This window comes from Leptolyngbya sp. AN10 (genome assembly GCF_050565645.1).
Lineage (GTDB): Bacteria > Cyanobacteriota > Cyanobacteriia > Leptolyngbyales > Leptolyngbyaceae > Leptolyngbya.
This window is the reverse complement of the sequence record NZ_JBNXVP010000013.1, coordinates 172,165-194,773: the sequence shown is the minus strand read 5'-3', so window position 1 is coordinate 194,773 and position 22,609 is coordinate 172,165. Positions and strand designations below refer to the sequence as shown.

At 46.7% G+C, this 22,609-nt stretch carries 23 protein-coding genes and 1 other RNA gene; 13 read left to right on the top strand and 11 right to left on the bottom strand.

Going from position 1 to position 22,609, the window contains the following annotated elements:
• Positions 1–361 precede the first annotated feature (361 nt).
• The 3 genes from ACQ4M5_RS19735 (at position 362) to ACQ4M5_RS19725 (ending at position 2,658) form a co-directional block, all read left to right on the top strand.
• Entirely contained in the window at positions 362–1,720 is a 1,359-nt protein-coding gene (locus ACQ4M5_RS19735; RefSeq protein ID WP_430677379.1) for an 8-oxoguanine deaminase, read from the top strand.
• A gap of 125 nt (positions 1,721–1,845) precedes the next feature.
• On the top strand, positions 1,846–2,043 hold the full coding sequence (locus ACQ4M5_RS19730) for a hypothetical protein (protein WP_430677378.1): 198 nt from the start codon (positions 1,846–1,848) through the stop codon (positions 2,041–2,043).
• A gap of 66 nt (positions 2,044–2,109) precedes the next feature.
• Positions 2,110–2,658, top strand: coding sequence for a Uma2 family endonuclease (locus tag ACQ4M5_RS19725; protein WP_430677377.1), 549 nt, complete (start codon positions 2,110–2,112; stop codon positions 2,656–2,658).
• A 97-nt stretch (positions 2,659–2,755) separates the two neighbouring features.
• On the opposite strand, the gene ACQ4M5_RS19720 is transcribed toward ACQ4M5_RS19725, so the two are convergent.
• The gene (locus ACQ4M5_RS19720; RefSeq protein WP_068388672.1) at positions 2,756–2,941 is read right to left on the bottom strand and encodes a hypothetical protein; all 186 of its coding nucleotides are present in this window, start codon (positions 2,939–2,941) and stop codon (positions 2,756–2,758) included.
• Between the two features lie 169 nt (positions 2,942–3,110).
• The gene (locus ACQ4M5_RS19715) at positions 3,111–4,412 is read right to left on the bottom strand and encodes a CCA tRNA nucleotidyltransferase (protein WP_430677376.1); all 1,302 of its coding nucleotides are present in this window, start codon (positions 4,410–4,412) and stop codon (positions 3,111–3,113) included.
• Positions 4,413–4,595: 183 nt separating this feature from the next.
• On the opposite strand from ACQ4M5_RS19715, the gene ACQ4M5_RS19710 reads away from it, so the two are divergent.
• Entirely contained in the window at positions 4,596–4,844 is a 249-nt protein-coding gene (locus ACQ4M5_RS19710; RefSeq protein ID WP_430677375.1) for a Ycf34 family protein, read from the top strand.
• Between the two features lie 116 nt (positions 4,845–4,960).
• A complete protein-coding gene (locus ACQ4M5_RS19705; RefSeq protein WP_430677374.1) occupies positions 4,961–6,370 on the top strand; it encodes a tetratricopeptide repeat protein in 1,410 nt (469 codons plus the stop codon).
• A 364-nt stretch (positions 6,371–6,734) separates the two neighbouring features.
• On the opposite strand, the gene ACQ4M5_RS19700 is transcribed toward ACQ4M5_RS19705, so the two are convergent.
• The gene (locus ACQ4M5_RS19700) at positions 6,735–7,649 is read right to left on the bottom strand and encodes a class I SAM-dependent methyltransferase (protein ID WP_430677373.1); all 915 of its coding nucleotides are present in this window, start codon (positions 7,647–7,649) and stop codon (positions 6,735–6,737) included.
• A gap of 180 nt (positions 7,650–7,829) precedes the next feature.
• Between ACQ4M5_RS19700 and lexA the strand changes: the two genes are divergently transcribed.
• Both lexA and ACQ4M5_RS19690 read left to right on the top strand, forming a co-directional pair.
• A complete protein-coding gene (gene lexA / locus ACQ4M5_RS19695; protein ID WP_430677372.1) occupies positions 7,830–8,450 on the top strand; it encodes a transcriptional repressor LexA in 621 nt (206 codons plus the stop codon).
• A 150-nt stretch (positions 8,451–8,600) separates the two neighbouring features.
• A complete protein-coding gene (locus ACQ4M5_RS19690; protein WP_430677371.1) occupies positions 8,601–9,962 on the top strand; it encodes an AmpG family muropeptide MFS transporter in 1,362 nt (453 codons plus the stop codon).
• On the opposite strand, the gene ACQ4M5_RS19685 is transcribed toward ACQ4M5_RS19690, so the two are convergent.
• Complete coding sequence (locus ACQ4M5_RS19685; RefSeq protein WP_430677370.1) at positions 9,959–10,531, bottom strand: Uma2 family endonuclease; 573 nt, start codon at positions 10,529–10,531, stop codon at positions 9,959–9,961. The genes ACQ4M5_RS19690 and ACQ4M5_RS19685 overlap by 4 nt on opposite strands.
• 117 nt (positions 10,532–10,648) lie before the next feature.
• Here ACQ4M5_RS19685 and ACQ4M5_RS19680 point away from each other — a divergent pair, with 117 nt between their 5' ends.
• Positions 10,649–11,212: a phycobiliprotein lyase gene (locus ACQ4M5_RS19680; RefSeq protein ID WP_430677369.1), complete on the top strand. Its 564-nt coding sequence runs from the start codon at positions 10,649–10,651 to the stop codon at positions 11,210–11,212.
• A gap of 54 nt (positions 11,213–11,266) precedes the next feature.
• Here the strand turns inward: ACQ4M5_RS19680 and ACQ4M5_RS19675 are convergent, their stop codons facing one another.
• Both ACQ4M5_RS19675 and ACQ4M5_RS19670 read right to left on the bottom strand, forming a co-directional pair.
• Entirely contained in the window at positions 11,267–11,536 is a 270-nt protein-coding gene (locus ACQ4M5_RS19675; protein ID WP_430677368.1) for a DUF2171 domain-containing protein, read from the bottom strand.
• Positions 11,537–11,546: 10 nt separating this feature from the next.
• Positions 11,547–11,750, bottom strand: coding sequence for a hypothetical protein (locus ACQ4M5_RS19670; protein WP_430677367.1), 204 nt, complete (start codon positions 11,748–11,750; stop codon positions 11,547–11,549).
• Positions 11,751–11,773: 23 nt separating this feature from the next.
• Here ACQ4M5_RS19670 and ssrA point away from each other — a divergent pair.
• Positions 11,774–12,163: a transfer-messenger RNA gene (ssrA, locus tag ACQ4M5_RS19665) on the top strand.
• Positions 12,164–12,172: 9 nt separating this feature from the next.
• Here ssrA and ACQ4M5_RS19660 read toward each other — a convergent pair.
• From ACQ4M5_RS19660 to ACQ4M5_RS19650, 3 genes are all read right to left on the bottom strand, one after another.
• Positions 12,173–13,867, bottom strand: a complete 1,695-nt coding sequence (locus tag ACQ4M5_RS19660) for an ABC transporter ATP-binding protein/permease (protein ID WP_430677366.1) — start codon at positions 13,865–13,867, stop codon at positions 12,173–12,175.
• Between the two features lie 432 nt (positions 13,868–14,299).
• The gene (locus ACQ4M5_RS19655; RefSeq protein ID WP_430677365.1) at positions 14,300–14,452 is read right to left on the bottom strand and encodes a hypothetical protein; all 153 of its coding nucleotides are present in this window, start codon (positions 14,450–14,452) and stop codon (positions 14,300–14,302) included.
• Positions 14,445–14,966, bottom strand: coding sequence for a GNAT family N-acetyltransferase (locus ACQ4M5_RS19650; RefSeq protein ID WP_430677364.1), 522 nt, complete (start codon positions 14,964–14,966; stop codon positions 14,445–14,447). Before ACQ4M5_RS19650 ends, ACQ4M5_RS19655 begins: the two co-directional genes overlap by 8 nt.
• Before the next feature lie 78 nt (positions 14,967–15,044).
• On the opposite strand from ACQ4M5_RS19650, the gene ACQ4M5_RS19645 reads away from it, so the two are divergent.
• Positions 15,045–15,779, top strand: a complete 735-nt coding sequence (locus ACQ4M5_RS19645; RefSeq protein WP_430677363.1) for a DUF561 domain-containing protein — start codon at positions 15,045–15,047, stop codon at positions 15,777–15,779.
• A gap of 64 nt (positions 15,780–15,843) precedes the next feature.
• Here ACQ4M5_RS19645 and ACQ4M5_RS19640 read toward each other — a convergent pair whose 3' ends face one another.
• On the bottom strand, positions 15,844–16,218 hold the full coding sequence (locus ACQ4M5_RS19640) for a DUF4870 domain-containing protein (protein WP_430677362.1): 375 nt from the start codon (positions 16,216–16,218) through the stop codon (positions 15,844–15,846).
• A 492-nt stretch (positions 16,219–16,710) separates the two neighbouring features.
• Here ACQ4M5_RS19640 and ACQ4M5_RS19635 point away from each other — a divergent pair, with 492 nt between their 5' ends.
• From ACQ4M5_RS19635 to ACQ4M5_RS19625, 3 genes are read left to right on the top strand one after another with little or no spacing between them, the layout of a single operon-like run.
• On the top strand, positions 16,711–17,880 hold the full coding sequence (locus ACQ4M5_RS19635) for a sugar ABC transporter substrate-binding protein (RefSeq protein ID WP_430677361.1): 1,170 nt from the start codon (positions 16,711–16,713) through the stop codon (positions 17,878–17,880).
• 46 nt (positions 17,881–17,926) lie between these two features.
• Positions 17,927–18,754 carry an ATP-binding cassette domain-containing protein gene (locus ACQ4M5_RS19630; RefSeq protein WP_430677360.1) on the top strand — a complete coding sequence of 276 codons (828 nt, stop codon included), beginning with the start codon at positions 17,927–17,929 and terminating at the stop codon, positions 18,752–18,754.
• On the top strand, positions 18,751–19,986 hold the full coding sequence (locus ACQ4M5_RS19625) for a sugar ABC transporter permease (protein ID WP_430677359.1): 1,236 nt from the start codon (positions 18,751–18,753) through the stop codon (positions 19,984–19,986). Before ACQ4M5_RS19630 ends, ACQ4M5_RS19625 begins: the two co-directional genes overlap by 4 nt.
• A gap of 63 nt (positions 19,987–20,049) precedes the next feature.
• On the opposite strand, the gene bcsA is transcribed toward ACQ4M5_RS19625, so the two are convergent.
• Complete coding sequence (gene bcsA, locus ACQ4M5_RS19620; RefSeq protein WP_430677358.1) at positions 20,050–22,605, bottom strand: UDP-forming cellulose synthase catalytic subunit; 2,556 nt, start codon at positions 22,603–22,605, stop codon at positions 20,050–20,052.
• Positions 22,606–22,609 lie beyond the last annotated feature (4 nt).

Sequence of the window (22,609 nt, the reverse complement as noted above, 5' to 3'; positions counted from 1 at the left end):
ATGATGCCGTCAAACTTGCGGGTCGGGGTCAACGTTTTCGACTCACTGAAGGGGCTTTTGACTCTTTTACCCTACCGCGTTCTCATGGCTTTGGATAGTCAAAAGTCATAATGAGAATTGCTGCCCATTTCGGGAGCGACTTGACAACATTCGGTTCTCATGGAGCTGCAAACTGGGAGGGAAATCTAATGTTAGGATACCGTGACAAGCGTTCTTAGGGATCTAAATTGGTAGTTTTTGCTACAGAATTTTCTTATTGAATGTATATGTGCTCGTTTATATCAATCAATTGTGTGTTCTAACACATCCCTCGATCGACAGTTGCGATAGACCAATCAATATCCTTCACTAATCAATTTTTATGTCCACCTTGCTCATCAAAAACATTCACACCTTAGTCACGATGGATACCACGCGCCGAGAAATTCGCAGCGGTGCTTTATTTATCCGAGACAATGTAATCGAGCAAGTGGGAACGACCGCAGAACTTCCCGACACCGCAGATGAAGTACTGGATTTATGCGATCGACATATTGTTCTGCCTGGTCTAGTCAATACGCATCATCATTTCTTTCAGACCTTAACTCGCGTCATTCCAGCCGCTCAAGATGGTTCGCTGTTCAACTGGTTGCAAACGCTCTATCCCATTTGGTCAAAGCTCACTTCTAAAGCCATCTATGTGAGTGCTCAAGTTGCAGCCGTTGAATTGATTCGATCGGGTTGTACCACTGCGAGTGATCACCTATACATCTATCCGAACGGTAGTACATTAGATGATGAAATCCAAGCCGTTCAAGAGGTTGGACTCCGATTTCATGCGAGTCGCGGCAGTATGAGTGTCGGAGAAAGTCAGGGAGGACTGCCCCCAGATTCGATTGTGGAAAAAGAAGCTGATATTTTGAAAGATAGTCAGCGGTTGATCGAGCAATATCACAACAACGATCGACATTCGATGCTGAGAATTACCTTGGCTCCTTGTTCCCCTTTTTCGGTCACTCAGGATTTGATGCGAGAATCAGCGGCATTAGCTCGATCGTATTCTGGGATTCGATTGCACACTCACTTAGCAGAGAACAAATCTGATGTTGAGTACAGCTTATCTACGTTTGGCATGACACCCGGAGACTATGCAGAATCAGTCGGTTGGGTGGGTGATGATGTGTGGCACGCGCATTGCGTCCAGTTAGACGATCGAGCAATCCAACTCTTTGGTAGAACTGGAACGGGCATCGCACATTGTCCTTGTAGCAATATGCGCTTAGCGAGTGGAATGGCTCCGATTCGGAAAATGTTACAGCATCAAGTTCCAGTGGGTTTGGGTGTGGATGGTTCAGCATCGAATGATACATCGAACATGATCAATGAAGCTCGAACTGCATTTTTGATGGCAAGAGTTCGAGAATTGGATGCGGCTGCAATGACCGCACGAGAAGCTTTGGAGATTGCAACATTAGGTGGCGCGAAAGTATTGGGACGGGATGATATTGGATATTTAGCTCCGGGCATGTCTGCGGATTTGATTGCAATCAATCTCGATCGATTAGAGTTCGCGGGAGCACTTCACGATCCGGTTGCTGCAATGATTTTCTGTCAAGTGAATACAGTCGATTACAGTTTTATTAATGGTCGGAAGATTGTAGATCAAGGGAAAATTACGACGATCGATGTTGGGAAATTGATTGAAACACACAATCGGATTGCACAACAGTTAGGAATGTGAATTTAATCACCCCGAACGTTTGCTTGGCGAATCAAATTCGCAGCACCATAGCAATCCTAAGTGAGTTGTGAAGTAGGGATGGTTGTGAAGAAGTAGGGGGTGGGGAGTGGGGCGTTGCTCCCGTTTTGATTCCCTACTCCTTAGCTGAAACTCGATCGATTCCCGTCGTGCTGATTGCTCCAGGCACAAAGTGGTTTGGTTCTCAACAACTTCGCCAATTGAAAGTTGTAGGCGCACTGGATGATACTTTAACGCCGATCGAACTCCTGCAAGCGATTGCAAAGTTATTCAACTGGGAAGAACCAAATCCGAATCAGAATTAACGCCCTCGAAACCGTTCAAAGCAATAGAATTGAAACAATCAACTAAGTCGAGTCTGTGAGTCGCTCATGACGATTAGCACTTTGAAATGGACGATCGAACACTATCACCAAGCGATCGGAGCGGGTGTTTTCGATGACGTGCGGGTTGAATTATTAGATGGAGAATTGATTGAGATGCCGCCCGAAGGAACGCCTCATGCGAGTTTAAGCAGTGATGCAGGAGACTATTTGCGCGATCGACTAAAAGATCGTGCGAAAGTTCGAGAAGGGCATCCCATTACTCTGTCAAATCGTTCGGAACCAGAACCCGATTTAGCGATCGTTGATCCCGATAGTTCTATCTATCGACTACATCACCCTTATCCAGAAAACATCTTTTGGGTAATCGAATACTCAGAGTCTAGTCTTGAAAAAGATCTGAAAGTCAAAACTACAATTTATGCAGAAGCGAATATTGCTGAGTATTGGGTGATCAATTTGAAAAGAAGAGAACTGGTCGTATTTCGTGACCCGGTAGACGGAGAGTATCAATCACGAAGCACCTTAACCAGTGGCATGATTCACCCGCTTGCTTTTCCAGACATCGAAATTGAAGTCGCAAAACTGATTCGATAACCATCAAAAATCCCTCAAACTTTCTCAGTCGAGGGATTTTTTTATGAACTTATTCATAGCGCGATCGCGAATCGTCTAAGCCGCTATCGAACCCAATTTAGACATCCGCTGCGCCTTCAGCAACCCGGTTTTCACCCGACTCACCTTCGTTCTCATCGCGGTTGCCATCGAATCGTCTACCCCGATTACCAAAGCGACCTGTGTTGGTCCGTTTGCGGAACTTCCGTGCGTAGGCTTGGTTACGCAGCGCTTTCTCTTTCTTCTGGTTACGGCGTTTAGCCATTGTTTACCCCTTACTGGTTTGTCGCAGTCTTAAGCTAAATTTAGACACAGTTGACAATTATATTTCATAGCTGAAGGTTTTATCCAGTCCCTTGCAGCAATTCAGGCAGTCGAAACCGTAATCTAGACTACAAGCTTATCTCGAAAGCCCGATTTACGAACCTTAATTTTCAGATCATCAATGTCGCAAAGTCGATCGCGTCTTCACGAGTCGAAATTTTTCCTTCTGCTCTCGCGAGTTGCAATGCAGCTAGAATCTTTCCGATTTTCGGACTCGGCGGAATTTGCAATAAGCTGATTAAATCTTGTCCAGTCAAAATCGGACTCGGATGAGCGACCGGATCAGCCGGATTCAGAAATCGATCGATGAGCATCGCGACATCCTCCACCGGAAGCTGAATCGCAAATCCCAGAAGCGCGATCGCAGGAAAAACCGCGCCCACACTTTGAAAGAATTGATATTGTTCAGCGAGTGACCAATTGGCGATCGCATGATCCGATTTCAACTGTGGCAATGCTCTCAAAACGGTACATACGGCTTGAATTTCCGCACGACTATATTTCAATCGCCATAATTGCGCTTCTGCGAGTTCGGGATCATCAGGAAGTAAACTCGCTAGTTTCGCGATCGTCACCCAAGTTCGGACTGATCCTTTCGCCTCAGAAGCTTTCGGAGTGCCGCGAACGGTGCGACTCAGTTCCGACCAAAATTCTGTCCAGGTTTCTTGTAAGTGAACCGTGACATGATCGATCGCGGCGATTTGGGCGAGTTTGTCGATCGACGCACTCGGAAACCAATCTCGCAGCAATCCATCTTCCCAAGCGGTCTTGATCCAGTGCGTTCCCCGCGCCGTTCCCAACAAATAATTCAATTCAGACTGCACCCGTTCTGCCGCAATTCGACTCAAGTTTGGAGCCAATTGACGAATCGCCTGCTGAGTCTCTAATTCCAGCGAGAAACCAAGTTGAGCAGCTTGGCGATACGCCCGCAAGAGTCGCAACGGATCTTCTGCCAGATTTTCAACAGACACCATTCTGAGGCGTTTCTGCTGCAAATCCTCATATCCCTGAAGCGGGTCGAGCAAATCTTTCGTGTGGGGATTGTACGCGATCGCATTCACTGTAAAATCGCGCCGCCGCAAATCTGCTTCGAGCGTTTCACCGACCTGAAGCGCAAAATCCGCCGTTCCCTGTTCAAACACGACGCGGGCGATCTGTCGTTCAGCATCCAGCACGACAAAACCCGCCCGATAATGACGCGCGATCGCTTGTGCCGTCTCGACCGCATTGAAGGGCAAAACGAAATCGAGATCGAGATATTCAGAATGTCGATCGAGCAACGCATCTCGCACTGTCCCGCCAACCAAACAGGCGGATTTTGGCAGCCACTTTAGATTAAAGGGCCACGTCTCCGGCGACAGAGCAGATGAAATCAATGCCACGTTGCGAAAATGTTCTAACTGCAAATTCACGCGCTTGCTAACCTAGATCGAAGTCGTACTGTAACAAAAAAATCGAGTGGGAGAGAATTTTCCACGGTTCGAGCGCAACATAATGCAACCTGAGATCAGGTGATAATTTGATTGCGCCTGAGCTAGAGTAACAGAAAAGGAAGCGACCTATCCCTCTATTCTGAATCAGAGGAACTGGAAATCATGTGTATTTGCGTCAATTGCCATTATGTCGATCGCTGCACCACCTATCATGCGGTCGAAACCCAGCACGAACAAGCCCATTTGACTGAAACTCCAGATTTTGAAGCGACCGAACCGACGATTAACGTGAATATTCGCGATCGCAGCGAATACATCGAGATGGAGTGGGATGTCGTCGGCTGTCTCAGCTTCAAAGAAGAACAGGGTAAGTGGGCGAAGCTCAGACCCGGAGAACTCATCCCAACTTAACAAAAAACTCCGTAAATTCCGAATTGCACCAAATAGAAAGTGTCAGTTGAAACCTGGTTCGAGGGAATGTTAAGGGCAAAGAAAACCTCAACTTCGATCGGATCAGGTTTCACTCTATGCGTTTTACTCGTCTTCTCTTTCATCTTGCCGCAATTTCGGTTTTAGGACTGGTTGGTTTACCTGCGATCGCCCAAGAGTCCAAGCCCGATGCACCCAAACCGACTCCTGAAGAGGCAAATCGACTTCAGCAAGCTCAGAATTTTTTCAGTCAAGGTGAGAATCGAGTCCGAGATGCCAAATACCGCGATGCGCTGGAATCTTTCAATCAGGCGATCCAATTTAATCCTACTTGGGGCAGTCCTTATGTGAGTCGCGGAGCAATTCGATCGAAGCTCGGCGATCACCAAGGCGCAATCCAAGATCTCGATCAAGCTGCACAAATGAATCCCACCGATGCCATGATTTACGCTCATCGGGGCAGTGCGCGATTTAATTTGGGAGATACCGAGGCAGCGATCGCAGATCTCAACCAAGCCATTCAACTGAACCCAAATCTCGCCGCCGCCTACGTAAATCGTGGATTTATACGGAGCCAATCACAAAGTTGGGATGAAGCGATCGCAGATTTCGATCAAGCTCTGAGAGTCGAGCCGAAATTCGCTCCTGCCCTGGTTAATCGTGGATTTGCCAAATTACAGAAAGGCGATCGACAAGCGGCATTAAACGATCTGAATGAAGCAATCAAACTTCAACCCAACTCCGCTGAGGCTTTCGTCGCTCGTGGCACAATCCAGCATCAAATTGGCGACTCAGAGAAAGCACTCTTCGACTTTTCCCAAGCGATTCGTCTCAGACCGACTCTAGCCGATGCTTACTACAATCGCTCTCAAGTCAATGCCCAACTCGGTTATCTCGAAGCGGCTGAAGCGGATTTGACGAAATTGGCAACTCTGACTCCCGATCGTGCCACTGTCTTTCATCAGCGCGGTATGATTCGAGCAGCACTAAATAATCCCGAAGGCGCGATCGCAGATTACAACCAAGCCTTAAAACTCGATCCAAACTTTGCACCTGCGATTAAGAGCCGTGGAGATTTACGAGCCGCATCCGGTGACAAACAAGGCGCGATCGCAGATTATTCTCAAGCCGTTCAGATCCAGCCAAATTTTGCAGCCGCGCTATCCCAAAGAGCAGAATTGCGAGAAAAATTAGGCGATCGATTTGGTGCAACTCAAGATTTTAGTGCTGCGGTCGATGCCGATAGCAACAATCCGAATGCTTACGAAGATCGCGGTGAAGCACGAATGAAAACCGGAGATGTTCAGGGTGCGATCGCGGATTTCAGTAAAGCGATTAGCCTCGATTCAAACCGACCGAAAGCATTTTATCACCGAGGCATTTTATTGATGCGAATGGGCAATCGTCAAAGTGCGATCGTCGATCTGCAACGCGCGGCTGATTTATTCTTGCAAAGAGGTGATGCTGAAGGGTATCGAAACACGTTGGCGCAGATCAATCAAATGTAGCATCCTGCTCCTGCCGAATGGAATTCGGGGCTATACAGACAAAGTGTGCCTAACGCACACTAGGAGGGTGTTTGAAAATCAATCGTTCATTGCATTCACCCGCCCGGAAATGAATCTCCGGGCTAATCGGGGAAGCCCACTGAACTGGGCTAAGAACTCCGGGTTGTGCTCCCAGTCCGCTTCAGCGGAGTTTCCTCCATTAGCCCGGAGATTGATCTCCGGGTGGACTCGCAACGCAGCAAAGCCGCTTTTATACTTCTCAAACATCCTCTAACAGCCATTCTCTTAGCCCACGCAGGTGGGCTTCGTTTGTTTAGCCGCGAATTCCATTCGCCAAGGCATCCACAAGTCAAGTAAACAAAATCTAGCGCACTTGAGCGATCAAAGTTCGATGACGTGGAGAATTGCAAGTAAGTGTCGGTTGATTAAAACCAGCTTGAACGATCGCACTTTCTAAATCCAGCGCAAAATATTGATCCAAATACGGCTCTGTACTCTTCAACAAAGTCAGAATGTAAGGCGGCATTTTGGCGTGAACTTCAGAACGTGGATTCATATCCATAATTGCCAAATGTCCACCCGGACGAAGTAATCTTCTAGCTTCTTGAAGAATTGCGATCGCAGCATCTTGTGGCAATTCATGAAACAGCAAACAAGCCGAAACTAAATCATAAGAAGCCGCAGGTAAACCCGTTGATTCTGCCGCTGCATGGAGCCAGTGAATATCTTTTCGATCGCCTGTTTGATACTCTGCAACTGACAGAAAATAAGGTGAAAGATCAACTCCGGTAACAGTCGAATTCGGGAACGTTTCTTGCAGCGCAAAAGTACTCATTCCGACGCTACAACCGAAATCAATAATCTCTTTGGGTGCAGTTGAAATCTGAGCTTTCAAAACATCGTGATAACTTTCGCGTAAACGTCGATCGCCATCTTTTCCCGCATCTTTCCAAATCCGAGCATGAACTGCATACGCTGCCACTTCCACCTCAGTCGCAGGCTCCCAGCCTAAATTTCCCTCTTCATACGCATGGAACGGACGTAAGTAATATTCGGGATATTCCAAACCTGGATTACTGACTTTTTCAAATTCGGTTGACCAATCGCGTTTCTGCAAATCCGCCACAATTTTTGTCCAAGGAACCCCGATCGATTCTGCGCGTTTGATCATCATATTTCGAGCGCGAAGCCTTGCCAGATTGAACACTGGAGGAATCGATAAAATGCCGCTAACGATGCGGGAAGTCAGTCTAGGCTTGGTTTCGCGAGTTGCAGTCATGTTTAAAGTTCGGATTTGATCAACAGTTTTAATTTTACAGGGTGCGATCGCTAGACAAATGATAAAAATGGCGATACAAATGTTCTGAGAAAGATAAACAAATTTACTAGACGAATGGTTAAATTCGTGATACAAGTGTTCTAAAATCCTTTAGTTTATTTGTGATTCTCACAGGAGATTATGGAACCCCTTACCGAAGCCCAACAACAACTCTACGATTGGCTGGTCGAATACATCCGTGACCACCAACACGCTCCATCGATCCGGCAAATGATGACCGCGATGAATCTCAAGTCTCCGGCTCCTGTTCAAAGCCGCTTGGAGCACCTTCGCAACAAGGGCTACATCGGTTGGACTGAGGGACAAGCCCGAACGATCCGGATTCTCAATCCCTTACCGCAAGGGGTTCCCATTCGAGGCGCGATCGCAGCAACGAGCTTAGTGGAAACCTTCCCAGATGTAGAAGTCGAGTATCTGGATCTCTCGAATTTGCTCCTGAAGCCGAATCATTTCGCGCTAAAAGTTCGCGGTCACAGCATGATCGACGCTCTGATCGACGATGGCGACATTGTGATTTTGCAGCCTGTGAACGATGCGAGAACGGTTAAGAATGACACGATCGTTGCCGCACATCATCAAGGGAAAGCCACACTGAAATACTTTGAGCGCAAAGGTAGCAAGGTCATTCTCAAACCGGGCAATCCGAATCGTGAATTGTATCCCGTTACCGAAGTTCCCGCTTCAGAGGTCGAAATTCAAGGCATCTTGGTCGGCGTTTGGCGTGGATACGGAAAACTCTAGAGCAAGTCAGATTCTAGAAATAAAGGGGCGTTGTTGATTCAGCGTCCCTAATTTTTTGAAGTGCGGAACAATCTTGTCGAGTGTGCGATCGAGACTCAAATCTCGCTGTCTATGCGATGATGCTAACGTTCTCGATTCCGCTTCAATCCCGTGAATATTCAACCTTTTCTTAAAGTGTTTCAGAGTCGAAAAATGGCGGCTCTGATTCTGCTAGGCTTCTCATCTGGTTTGCCGTTTTACTTAACCGGGAAAGATCCGCTGCAAGCCTGGTTAAGTCAAGAAGGAGTCGATCTAAAAGTGATTGCAGCCTTTAGCGTCGCGGCAATTCCGTACTCGCTGAAATTTTTGTGGTCGCCATTGCTCGATCGCTTTGTTCCCCCTTTACTGGGACGTAGACGCGGCTGGCTGATTGTCAGTCAGATCGTTTTATTGTTAGCGATCGGCTGGATGGCGTTTCAGGATACGAGCCAGCTTCAGCAAACGGCTGTGAATTCGGCAGATATTTGTCGAAATGAAACTTTCTTCAAAGGCTTCTGTGAGTTTCGCCACACGCTTCAAGCTCTTTCAGTCAGTCCATTTTTCATTGCTGCCTTAGTTGTGGCATTCTTTAGCGCGAGTCAAGATATTGTCGCAGATGCCTATCGAACTGAAGTGCTACAGGAATATGAACGGGGTGCGGGAGCTTCAGTTTTTCTGCTCGGTTATCGACTGGCAATTCTAGTCGCAGGTGCGCTCACATTCTATCTAGCAGGGCGATTTCAAAGTTGGGGAATCGAGCAACCGTGGCGATGGGTTTACGTGATCATGGCGTTGCTGATGTCGATCGGGTTAATCAGTTCGTTAATTGCACCAGAACCGACGCGAGAAGTTCGACCGCCTGAGACGCTAAGAGAATCGGTTGTATTGCCGTTTCAAGATTTCATTGGGCGCAATGGAGCGGGGCAATCGCTTGCTATTCTTGTGTTCATTGTCGTTTATCGGTTGGGCGACTCTTTGCTGCGAAATGTTGCAACGCCGTTTCTGTTAGATAAGGGATTGAAGTTTAGTCCAGATGATTTGGCGACCCCAAGAGCATTAAGTATTGCAGCGGTGATTGTGGGAACGTTGGCAGGTGGGGCGATTATGACGCGAATTGGGGTGAATCGATCGCTCTGGTTTTTCGCGGTTCTACAAGCCAGTGGAAATCTGCTCTATGTTGCATTAGCGGAAGTTGGAAAGAATTTTCCCTTAATGATTTTGGCGATTAATTTAGAGAACTTCTGCGCTGGATTAGAGTCAGCGGCATTCGTAGCATTTCTGATGGGGCTTTGCAATCCAGGACTTTCTGCAACTCAGTACGCACTTTTATCAAGTTTGGCGGCGTTTAGCAGAGATATTCTGGTTGCACCAGCGGGACAGTGGGCGCAGTCGATGGGCTGGACAGCGTTCTTTTTGCTGACTGCGATTTTGGCGATACCCGGATTGTTGCTGCTGCCCTTGTTTGCACCGTGGAAAGAGCGTAGAGCCGATTAATCTTGCTCAAAAGTCACACCTTCATATAAATCTGCGATCGCGAATTCTAATCCAAGCGATCGCAAAGAAATCGACTTCGTATCGGCTCCATAATCCCGAAGGAGCCAACCTTCAGACGTTTTCGCATAGTGTTCAATTTCAACTCGATATTGATTGATCAAAACGTATTCTTGAAACTCAGGAATCGATCGATACATTTTGAATTTATCCGAGCGGTCGTATTCCTGAGTTGATTTCGATAACACTTCCACAATCAAGCTGGGATTCGTGACGATATCTTTGCGATCGTCGTGAAAAATCGGCTCACCCTGAATCACCATCACATCAGGATAGGTATAAAGCCGAAAATCAGGAATCCATAACCGTAAATCGCCTCCAAAAACTTTCGCGTTCTTTCCTCGCAACTGCATTTTCAGCAAAGCGCACCAGTTAATAAAGATTGTATTGTGATTCGCTGATCCTCCAGTCATTTGAATAATCTCTCCATTTCGGTACTCGCTGCGGAAATCGGCTTTGCGCTCAAGCTCTAAATATTCTTCCGGCGTAACTCGCTTGATTTGGGTTTGCATTGGGGTGCTCCTGTTTTGCGATCGCATTCTCAACTTAGCATCCGTGTGATTGTCGAGGCGACTGAACCTTTTACAATAAAAGAGTGAATAAAAACCAGCCAGCCATAGGATCATTTCATGGATATTGTTGAATTTTTTGAACAAAGTGCGGGCAAATGGTCGTCAATGCGAACCAGCCATCATCTCGCATTTAAGCAACAAGAAGGTGGAAAATCGACGATTCAGATCGAATTATTAGAAAAGACTGATCCCGCTGTGATTCAGCTTTGTCAGATGTACGAAGTTGACCCCGAAACGGCATTGTGCGGAGCGCGAGTCACCTGGGACGGAACAATGGAATGGGACGAAGAAAAGCATTCAGGATCGACCGTTCTTGTCCCGATCGCTGATCCAGAAAATCCGCAGCAAGGTAAATTACTCCGCGAAATGGGATACGCCGAAAAAGCTCCCGTCGCAGGTCGCTATGAAATGGCAGAGAACAACGAACTGACGCTGATTACGGAATATGACACGATGTATTCCAAAGAGCGGCTGTGGTTTGAAAGCCCGAATGTGCGATTGCGCCACAGTATCTTGAAACGGTTTGGAGGCTTTAGTATGGCTTCATTCTGTTCTGAAGTGAGAATGGGTGGAGCCAAGCCCGATCCACAAGCGGCAGATACAGCAACCGTAAATAGTTAGTTTTCAAATCGAAAGGAGTGCAATCTCATACGATCGCACTCCTTGTTTAATTAATTACGCTTCAGTTGGCGCTTCATTGATTAATTCCTTTAGGGCTTGATCCACGGTCTTGTTTAAGAACACTGCACTTTCATCCACTGCACGAACCCAACTAACGGGAAACCAATGAGACTTGCCATCGGGAGAATCATGTTTCTTGAGCTTGATATAGTTTCCTGATTCAACCGCTTCGACCGTTCCAAAATGCACATCCGAGGCTCCATCCAATCCGCCCGGACCTTCTACATACACGGCTAGATCTGCTCTGATTTTAGAGATATCCATAATTGTTTCCTTATTTGCCTGCAATTTTTTTGGTTAGTTCTCGAACTTTACTGACTGAAGTTTCGACCAGACTGGTTTGGGGAACTTCTTTGCCTTGTGCATCCATCGACTGATTGGCAGTGTATGAGGAGACGCTGACAAATGCTTCATCTAGAAGGGAGATTCGATCGCGTCTTGGGGTAGAAAAAATCTTTACTTTACGATCGAAAACCACGCGCTATAATGAGAGAACGTCAAGGGGCTGTAACGGTTTCGACAGGTTGGCGAACGTTCTACCGTGATGCAGGTCGAGAGGGAGTCCACTCTCGTAAATCTAGGCTCAAAACAATAGATGCAAACAACATCGTACCTTTTGCTCGTAAAACTGCACCTGTTGCAGCATAAAACACCTCTAATTCAGGTTCGAGCGCTTACAGTCTGACACCGTTAAAGGCAGTAAGCAAACCCCCAACGGTCGCTCTAGAACTTCACCTCTGGTTGGCGTTCTAGCTAAGACAATACCAGAGCATCCCATTATCCGGGACAAAGGATAGTTCCCGCTTCGAGGATCAGAGAAGCTAAACCTGTGAACGATCGGCGAATTAATACCCAGTTTGGACACGGGTTCGACTCCCGTCAGCTCCACTTTTAAGTTATTCATGCGGGTGTTCCTTCGTTCTGATGAACGCTGTCCTGCTTTAATCGCCAGGTTCTATCCTGCGATAGTTCCAAAATTGCCTGGTGATAGCTCCTCAAAGTCGATCGATGTCCCACACTTAAAAACGTGGCATCAATGGCTTGAAGATGTTGATATAAGCGTTCTTCATTTTCTTGATCTAAAGCACTCGTCGCTTCATCAAGAATGACATAGCTCGGCTTGTTCAGAAGCACTCGTGCAAACGTGAGTCGCTGTTGTTCTCCAAGCGACAACACATCCGCCCAATCTGCTCTAGCATCAAATCCACCAAAGCGCTCTGCTAAATTTGCCAGATTGACTTGTTCTAGAACCTGCTGAAGCTGCGAGTCTTCAATTTCAAGCTCAGAATTCGGATAAAGCAACTGATCGCGCAGTGTCCCTAACACCATATAAGGACGCTGAGGCAAAAAGAGTAACTGATTGATTTGCGGACGCACGATCGTACCGCTGCCCGCCGTCCACAGCCCCGCGATCGCTCTCAAAAACGAACTTTTACCGCACCCGCTCGGACCCATCACAAGCAGTCCTCGTTGAGTTGGAAGCTCGATCGATAAATTCTCGAATAACGTTCGTTGGCGATTCGGTGTAACGAGCGTCAAATGCTCGATCTCTAATCGATCGGCTTCAACAGTTTGAATGACCGCAGATTGATCTTCTTCGGGTTGCTCCGGTTCAAGTGCCGTAGCGAAACTATAAAGACGATTCACTCCAGCACCAAAGGTCGTTAAAGCCTGAAATCGAGCCACGACCACATTAAGCGAGAAAAAGACTCGGATAAATGCGCCTTGTGCTTCGGTGACTTTGCCCACTTCCATCTCTCCCGCAAAAATTGCAGGTGCCACGACTAACGCAGGCAAAATGAACGGGATGAACTCATAAGCATTCGTCAGCACATTAAGATTCAGTTCCCAAATCAGTAAGCGTTGAACGTTCTCGAACACCTCCTGAAACCGAGATTTGACTTGATTAGATTCTTGCTCTTCACCCCGATAGAACGCGATCGCTTCTGCATTTTCTCGAATTCTAACTAGGCTAAATCGAAAATCGGCTTCTTTTTTCAGTTGCTCAAAATTCAATCGCACCAAGGGTTTGCCGAATATTACGGCGGTGATCACAGTCCCAATCACAGCATATAAAACCAGAAAAATTACGAGCGGTCGAGAAATGCCCCACAGAACACCGCTAAACGCCACGATCGACAAAATCGATTCCACCACAACCAGCAAGAAGGTGAGCGATTCTTGTGTAAAGCTGCGGACATCTTCTGCAATTCGCTGATCTGGGTTATCAATCTCAGGATTTGCGGTCAGTGCATAGTAAGCTCGATCGCCAAAATAACGGTCTACAAATCGAGTGGTTAGCCATTGTCGCCACTGTAAACTTAAGCGATCGCGCAGATAGCGATACCCAGCAAGCAGCGGCGCATAAATCACGAGTACGCCCAGAAAGATAAACACGGTTTGCCAAAATCGGTCTGCATCTCGCGCTGATAACGCTGAAATCAATACACCCCGTTTGTTGTTCAGAATCACACTCAAGCCTGTATACGCCAGCAAAAACAGTACGACACCGAGCAACAAACCTCGTGCTCGCCACTTTTCGTCACCTTGCCAATACAGTTTTGCGATCGACCAAAATTGCTGAAATCCGTTCAAGCCCACAAGCCCCTAGAATTGACATCGCTCCTAATCATGGCACTTTCAGCCGAAATTTGTATGCACCAAACTAGGTAATGATAGTCAGTAGAGTATGTCGCTGTACGCGGTTCTACATTGAGCAGAGATTGAGTAAAGCTGCTTTGATCAGCTTGAATAGATTGCTTTGATCTAAGCTTCTTGGAATTCAGAAAATGTTCCAAATGATCGAATCCAAATCAAGTAATTCTCTAAGAGGATGTTTGAGAAGTAACCGTTCATCGCATTTATCCGCCCGGAAATAAATCTCCGGGCTAATCGGGGGAAGCCCACTAAACTGGGCTAAGAACTCCGTATTGCTCTCTTAGCCCGCTTCAGCGGGGTTTCCTCCATTAGCCCGGAAATTCATGTCCGGGCGAACTCGCAACGAAGCAAAGCCGCTTTTTATACTTCTCAAACACCCTCTAAACGATCGAGCAATTCCAAAACTTTTTCCAACCCTTCAGCCGATGCTTTGAACTGCACGCTATCCGATGAAGTTTGATCACATTCTTCAAGTACATCAAACCTCTCAACATCGAGACTCAGAAGAATTAATTTATCCATGTAAAGCGTGAAACTCATTCTTTGAGATAGCGTAATAAACAACATCTGTTTTGTAATAGTAAGCATTCTTTTCAAATCTCATGCCGACTTTTTGCATGACTCGCTGAGAAGCAATGTTTTCGGGTTGGGCGATCGCTACAATTCGCTCCAATCCCGCTTGCTCGAATCCGAATCGTAAACAAGCGATCGAGGCTTCCGTCGCAAATCCCCGATTCCAGTAGATCTGATCTAGTGTGTATCCCAATTCAACTTCCGGTGTTCCATCCAGATGAATCAATCCACAGCGACCAAGAAACGTTTGACTCGCTTTCTCAATCACCGCCCACATTCCGAACCCCCATCGATCGAAGCGTTCCAACTTTGCCGGAAATCCAGCCTCAAGTTCTGCCCGTGTCCTTGTTCCTGAAGAGATAAACCGCATCACCTCCGGATTGCCAAAAATTTCTGCCAATCGATCCAAATCTTCGTACTTGAAAGGTCGCAACCAAAGGCGTTCTGTCTCTAATTCCTGCATTCGTTTCGATTCTCCTCTAGCTCGGATTTCATAATCCTGGCAAAATGATCAGTACTCACTTCAAAATAATGAAGCATCATGATCTCTACGCTACAAACTGCTCTCGCTCAAGGTCGCGCCCTCAAAATCATCAGCGGCTTAAACAATTTTGATGCCAACAACGTCGCTTCGGTGATCAAAGCTGCCGATCGTGGTGGTGCAACCTTCGTCGATATCGCGGCTGATGCCAACTTGATCCGCATGGCAAAACAATTGACCAGCTTACCCATCTGCGTTTCTGCCGTCGAACCTGAACAATTCGTGATGGCGATCGAGTCCGGTGCAGACCTGATCGAAATCGGTAACTTTGACAGTTTTTACGCTCAAGGTCGTCGCTTTGAAGCGGAAGAAGTATTGGCACTGACTCAGGCGACCCGCGCTCTGTTACCGAACATTACCCTTTCCGTGACCGTTCCTCACATTTTGCCATTAGACCAACAAGTTCAACTGGCAGAAGATCTCGTGAAAGCGGGTGCTGATTTGATTCAAACCGAAGGCGGAACTTCTTCGGCTCCGGCACATTCTGGCGTGTTGGGCTTAATCGAAAAAGCGGCTCCAACTCTAGCCGCAGCTTACGAAATCTCTCATGCGATCGACATTCCCGTTCTCTGTGCCTCCGGTCTATCCAGTGTCACCGCTCCGTTAGCGATCGCCGCTGGTGCTTCCGGTGTCGGTGTCGGTAGCGCAATTCACAAGCTGGACAGCGAAATCGCCATGATTGCCGCAGTCCGATCGCTGGTTGAATCGCTCGATCGTGCTTCGGTCAACGTCTAAACACAAAAAACCGTAACGGTTACAATTCCTGACCGTTACGGTTTCAACAGCAATCCAAAATTCTCTAGAACAGTCGGAAAATGAACGGATAACGAAACGGCTCATCTGGCTTCGTGAAACAGTGCGCCAGTGCCCAAATCGTCAATCCCCAGTGCAGCAAGTATCCAAATCCGATCAGCGGAAAGAATAGCACTCCTCCAATTCCAAAGGTCAGGAACGACAGAATGGCAGCCGGAATTCCAATCACTGCCGCCCAAAACCAAACATTCAGGTGAAAGTTCATCGACTCTTTAGCATTCGCTTTGACGATCGGATCATCAGAGAGCAGATTGACTGCAAACGGAACGCCAAACGAAAACAACGTTGTGCTAAAGAAAATTGCGCCATGACTTAGGCAGGATAACAAGCGGCGTTTATCAGAATCAAAAGTGGTTTGCATCCTGGATTTCTCCTATAGTGCTTTCTCTTTACAGGCTCGATCGTATCCTCCTCACCGATGCCTGTAATAGTGCAGTTTACCGTACTGTAAAATTTTCCTGCCTTTTCCTTTAGATAGATTAATTTGAAGAATTCTTGACTCGATCGCAGGGGCGGTTTTCCGCGTGATTGAGATTACTTCGCTAGAGTATTTAGAAAATCTGAAGATTTCTTGACTTACTTTTTTCCTTCATTCTGACGGTAGAGGCGAACTTTTATCAAAGAAATCTAATGTCAAATATACGGGGATCGCTCCTGATTACCAATATTTTCAGATTCAAGCGATCGCTCTTTTAGCAAAGGGAATGTCTATACAATTCTTAACAGCAACTGCCCTATTTTATCTTTTGAAATAGCGAATTTCCGCTGTTAAAATTCCCCACCCAAACTGCAACACAATCGCTAGGATCAAACCTGCATTTCGATACATGACTCAGACTCTAGGACAATAGAAATGAAGCGTTCTTTAAATCTAACTTTCAAATTCTTGCCGCTAATCAGTGTGGCGATGTTTGCTGCCTGTAGCAATCAAAATAACGTTGCAACCAATCCAAACTCTGCGAATAATCCCTCCGCTGCGACGAATACCGATACTCGATTTGCCGCAGCAAAGGGTTGTAAGAATATTGGAATTCTCTTGCCCGAATCCGATTCATCGGCTCGATACGAAGCCTACGATCGACCGCTTCTAGAAAAGGAAATCAAAGCCCGAATTCCCGATGCAACGATTCAATATGCCAACGCCAATAATGATGCGGACACTCAACAAAACCAAGCAGATGCAGCACTCACGAAAGGCGCTTGCATTCTTGTCGTTGATCCAAAAGACAGTGATAAAGCATCTGTGATTGTACAAAGAGCGAAAGCAAGTCAAGTTCCAGTCATTGCTTACGATCGCTTAATTCAAGACCCAGATGTTGCCTACTATGTGTCATTTGATAATGTCCGAGTCGGTGAACTTCAAGGACAATACATCGCAGATCAATTTCAAAAAGGCGCTTTCGGTCTAAAACCGGGCGCGAACTTGGTCATGATCAATGGTTCGCAAACCGATAACAATGCACTCCAGTTCCGAGAAGGTGCATTAAAAGCATTGCAACCTTTAGTAGATAGCAAACAACTCAATCTAGTGTTTGACCAGTACACTCCAAACTGGGAGAACGCAAGAGCGCAATCGATCATGGAGGGCATTCTGACGCAGCAAAAGAACAATGTCCAAGCTGCGTATGTTGCGAATGATGGCATGGCGAACACGGTGATCGCAGCACTACGATCGCAAAAACTGGATGGCAAAGTGCTTGTCACTGGACAAGATGCAACTTTGACAGGAATTCAAAACATTCTCACAGGCGATCAAGCGATGACCATTTACAAGCCGATCGCCAAAGAAGCTCAAGCGACCGCCGAATTAGTTGCTGCTTTAAGTAACGGCACAAATCCAGGTGGAATCGTCAATGGTCAAACGGCTCTAAAATCCGGTGGACAACTTCCCTCTGCGCTCATTGCCCCGATCGCAGTCGATAAAACCAACATTCAACAGACCGTTTTCGCAGATGGCTATCTGAAGCGGGAAGAAGTCTGCAACGGCATCACGGGCGATACGACGGGTATCTGCCGCAGCTAATGGAATTGGGGTGATTTAACATCACCCCGCTATCAAGACAGCAACTATGAACAATTCAGTTTTACCGACTCAAACCGGAACACAAAGCGATCGCGCCATTCCCCGTCTGCAACTCCACAACATCAATAAATCATTCGGTGGTGTTCAAGCCCTGAAAAATGTTGATTTTGAAGTGTACGCAGGCGAAGTGGTTGGACTTGTCGGGGATAACGGTGCAGGAAAATCAACGCTCGTCAAAACCATGTCTGGGGCTTACGTTCCTGATTCGGGTGAGATTTTGATCGATGGGAGTCCCGTCACGATTTCTTCTCCTCAAGATGCCACCCGTCTCGGCATCGAAACGGTTTATCAAGACTTAGCCCTCTGTGACAATCTCGATGTGGTTGCAAATCTTTGGCTTGGTCGAGAAGCCTATCGCTGGATTATTCCAGGCATTCTAAAAGCCCTCGACGAAACCGAGATGGAACGCCGCACGATCGAGGTTCTCAAAATGCTCGATGTCAAAATTCCATCAGTTCGTCGTCCGGTCGCCACGCTTTCCGGTGGACAACGCCAATGTATTGCGGTTGCAAAAACAATCCTTCGTCAACCTAAAGTCGTTCTCCTGGATGAACCGACCGCTGCACTGGGAGTTGCCCAAACTCGGCAAGTTCTAAACCTAATCAACCGCTTGAAACAGCAAGGTCTAGCTGTAGTAGTAATTTCTCACAACTTGCATGATGTCTTTGAAGTCTGCGATCGAGCGATTGTCATGCGTCTCGGTCAACGTTCCGCTACGTTTGACATCAAAAATTCCACCTCAGAACAAGTTGTTGCCGCTATCACAGGCGCAGAATATCGCGATGCTCCCGTTTCCTCTCCAGAAATGCTATGAAAACCAATGCCAAAGAAGACGATCGTTCTACAGTCAATGCAGAAATAAGCGATCCAAAGTCAAATCTTACGCGATCGTCATTCAATCTCCGTTCTCTCATGCGAGGCGATCTAGGATTTATTCCAGTAATCGTCACGCTTGCACTCATTACGCTGTATTTCCAACTAACAACAGGTGGCGTTTTTCTCCAAGCCAGAAACTTAACCAACCTAACTCAGCAAATTGTTGTTATTAGCATTCTCAGTACTGCGGCTGTTTTAGTCCTACTACTAGGCGAAATTGACCTAAGTTTGGCTGCTGTTGCCCAAGCTTGTGCGGCAGTAATGGCGACCGTTTCGGTGTATCAAAATTGGGGTGCAGTTCCCTCAATATTGGCAGCACTTGTAGTCGGTGCATTGATTGGCTTGGTAAATGGATTTTTCATTGCCATCTTAAGAGTCCCATCCTTCATTGTGACGTTGGCAGGTTCGATCGGATATGCCGGATTTTTGCTGCTGGTACTTGGAAGGCAAACGACCCTAATTGTTCGTGATCCAGCCATTCGTGCTTTAGCACCAACTTATCTTAATCCGATCGTAGGTTGGGGATTACCGATCGTCGTTGCTGCTCTTTATGCGATCGGAGCTTGGTACGAACGTCAACGTCGAACCAAAGCAGGACTTTCAGTAAAACGTCCAACCACTTTGATCGCTCAAGTCGCAGGCATTTTTGCAGGCATCTTCTTGATTGTGTTCCTGTTCCAAACGTATCAAGGCGTTCCCCAAGCGGTCATGATCTCGCTAGGAATCGTGCTGGCGTTCTGGTTAATTCTTCGTAAAACGCCGTTTGGTCGTCACTTGTATGCGGTTGGTGGCAATGAAGAAGCCGCAAGACGCGCTGGAATTAATGTGATTGCGATGAAAATGGCGGTGTTCACGCTGGCATCGACTCTCGCGGCAGTGGCAGGAATTATGCTGACTTCTCGGAGTACGGCAGTTGCAACTCAAATTAGTGCAACTTTATTGTTGAATGCGATCGCGGCTGCGGTAATCGGTGGAGTTAGCTTATTCGGAGGACGTGGCTCTATTTGGGCAGTGATTCTAGGTGCATTAGTGATTGGCAGTTTAGACAATGGACTCGACTTGCTAAACCAAGATCAGAGCATCAAGAACATTGTTCAAGGAGCCGTTCTTGTTCTTGCAGTTACAGCAGATGCTCTAGTCAGACGATCCAATCCAGTACGCGGCAAATAAAAAGTAAAAGACCTTGATTGATATCTCTCCAATCAAGGTCTTTTTATCGAATGCCAAACCAATCTAATTCAAAGTATCGACAAGTTGTTTGATTTTATCTTCTTGTCGCTGCATGATTTGATCCGGGAAGCGCAACTCGATAATCGTTCGATCGTCAATGATTTCAATTTGCTCCACCTTTGCCAACAATCGATTTGGCAAAGATTGATCCGCAGTTTGACTCAAGAGCAACCCAACAAGCGGTTGATAATAGCTCAAAAGTTTAACATCTTCGATCGCATCCGATTGAATCTCTAGTTGCAAGCTCCGGTTACTAATCCGCGTTGCAACACCCGCGTAAAATTGCCCTCTCCAATACAGTTGAGCATAAGCACGAATCTCTTTACGAACTCTCGTAACATTGCTCGGTTCAGCATTACGCTGTTTAAACGATCGAGTCAGACTCCCGACAATGAACCTGAATGATTGAAACGGATCATCGACGTTTTCTCGTTGCTGAGAGTACCACTCCCGCACATCAGAATAAATCACAACACTCAAGGCATCGAGTTGAGCGCGGGTTAGATCGATAAACTCGATCGATAACATCGCCTGAGTTTCATTCATTGGAACGACGCGAATAATTTGTCCTTTGACAAAGGCTCTCGCTCCGTAATCCCCGATCAATTCAATCTCCGCATCTTCGAGAAAATCCGCCCAGTTATCCACAATCAATTGACAACCCGTTTCACTCACATTCATTGTGCGTCCCTGAATGACTGCACCATTTGTGTAAAGCACTGCGGATAATTTACGATCGAGTCGATGTGCCCGTCTCAGTTGCGGCTGTTCCAAGGCGACCAATAGCGCTGACACAATCAGAATCAGGTTAAAGAAACTCCAAGCCATGTTTACTAACACAGCTTCCGAGTCTTGAGGACGCAAAATCAACCAGAACGGAACTGCGGCAACGCCAGCGGTAACTAACAATGCTACAGTCATCAAGGCTTTTGCTGAACCCCAGTCAAAGCTTCGCTTCGTGACGGACAATCCTTTATCAGTCACGTTAAAGCTTCCCAACTTTGGATTGAACACTGCCAGCATGGTTACAATCCCAGCGTGGAAGGACATCGCGAACTCATAGATTTCGTTCCAGAAGGAGAAACGAACATTCTTGTAAGTGATGTAGTTTGCGTAGGTAGAAACAAAAAAGTGAGGCAGCGCATACGCTAAAGTTTCCAGTCCTAAACCTCGAATTGGATTGATTCCGAATACGAGGAACATCGCGGGAGCCAACGCATACATCAGGCGCGGGAAACCATAGAAGAAGTGGGAAGTTGCGCTGAAATAGCAGATTCGTTGCCCGATCGATAATTTCAACTTCGGATTAAACAGTGGATTCTCAAGCCGAAGGATTTGTGCCATTCCTCGTGCCCAACGAATCTGCTGACCCACATAAGCGGAGAACTTCTCTGGAGCAAGTCCCGCCACCATAATTTTGTCGTAGTAAACGGATTCATAGCCCAAAGAATGCAGTCTCAGTGAGGTATGACAGTCTTCCGTCACCGTTTCAACCGCAATACCGCCTACTTCCAGCAAGTGTGACTTTCTGACAACCGCCGCAGATCCACAGAAGAAAGCTGCGTTCCAGAAGTCATTTCCTTTCTGTAGCACTTTGTAAAACAGTTCATTACCTACGGGAATCTTACCGCCCGTCTGCAAGTTCCGCTCAAACGGATCAGGATTGTAAAACCAGTGCGGTGTTTGAACGAGCGAGACTTTAGGACTGTAGAAAAAGCCAACGGTATCTTTAAGAAAATGACGAACCGGAATATGGTCACAGTCGAGAATCAGAACGAGATCGCCACCTGTTCGACGCAATGCAGTGTTAATATTTCCTGCTTTTGCGTGATCATTGTTGTCGCGAGTTAGAAGTGTGCAACCCAGTTCTTTGCACATCTGCCGAAGTTGCTCCCGTCTTTCTCGGAATTTCTCAGCACGACCATCATCAAGAATGTATACCTTCTTTTTGTCAGCGGGATAGTCGATCGCTAATGCTCCCAATGCTGTTTTACGAACAATCTCGACATCTTCGCTGTAAGTCGGAATATAGATATCAACTTTGAACCACTGATGCTCAGGAATGGTTGAGAGTTCAACAGGCTTCCGTTCTTTTAGCTTCAGAGTTTGAAAGAATGCCAGCGCCAAAGTCAAAATCGCGTAGAGTTCCGCCAAAAACAGTAAAACACTACAAGTTGCATCAAGCCAACCACTCGTAAGATTCAGGGTATAGTTCGTGCGGTAGTACAAATACCGAAAGGTCGTAATCAAGCTCAACCACACCATGAATAGGTGCAGATACTCGCTAGTTTGTCCTTTCGCGTGTTTGTGTTCGATATCGGTGACTGCCCAACCTAACCCGATTAACAGCACTGCAACAATTCCCTGCTGCCAAATTTCGAGTGGGGTCACAATCAGAGGAACGGATAGAACAAGCATCAAGCCCATTAATATAACAAGCTGAGGAGCGCTGTTTTTTTGGAAGAGTCGATCGAAGAAATTTGGAATCAGATCGACAAACCAGGCTACAACCCGCTGTCCCTTACTCCGATACCGTTTTGGAGGAGTTGAATTTGTCATGACG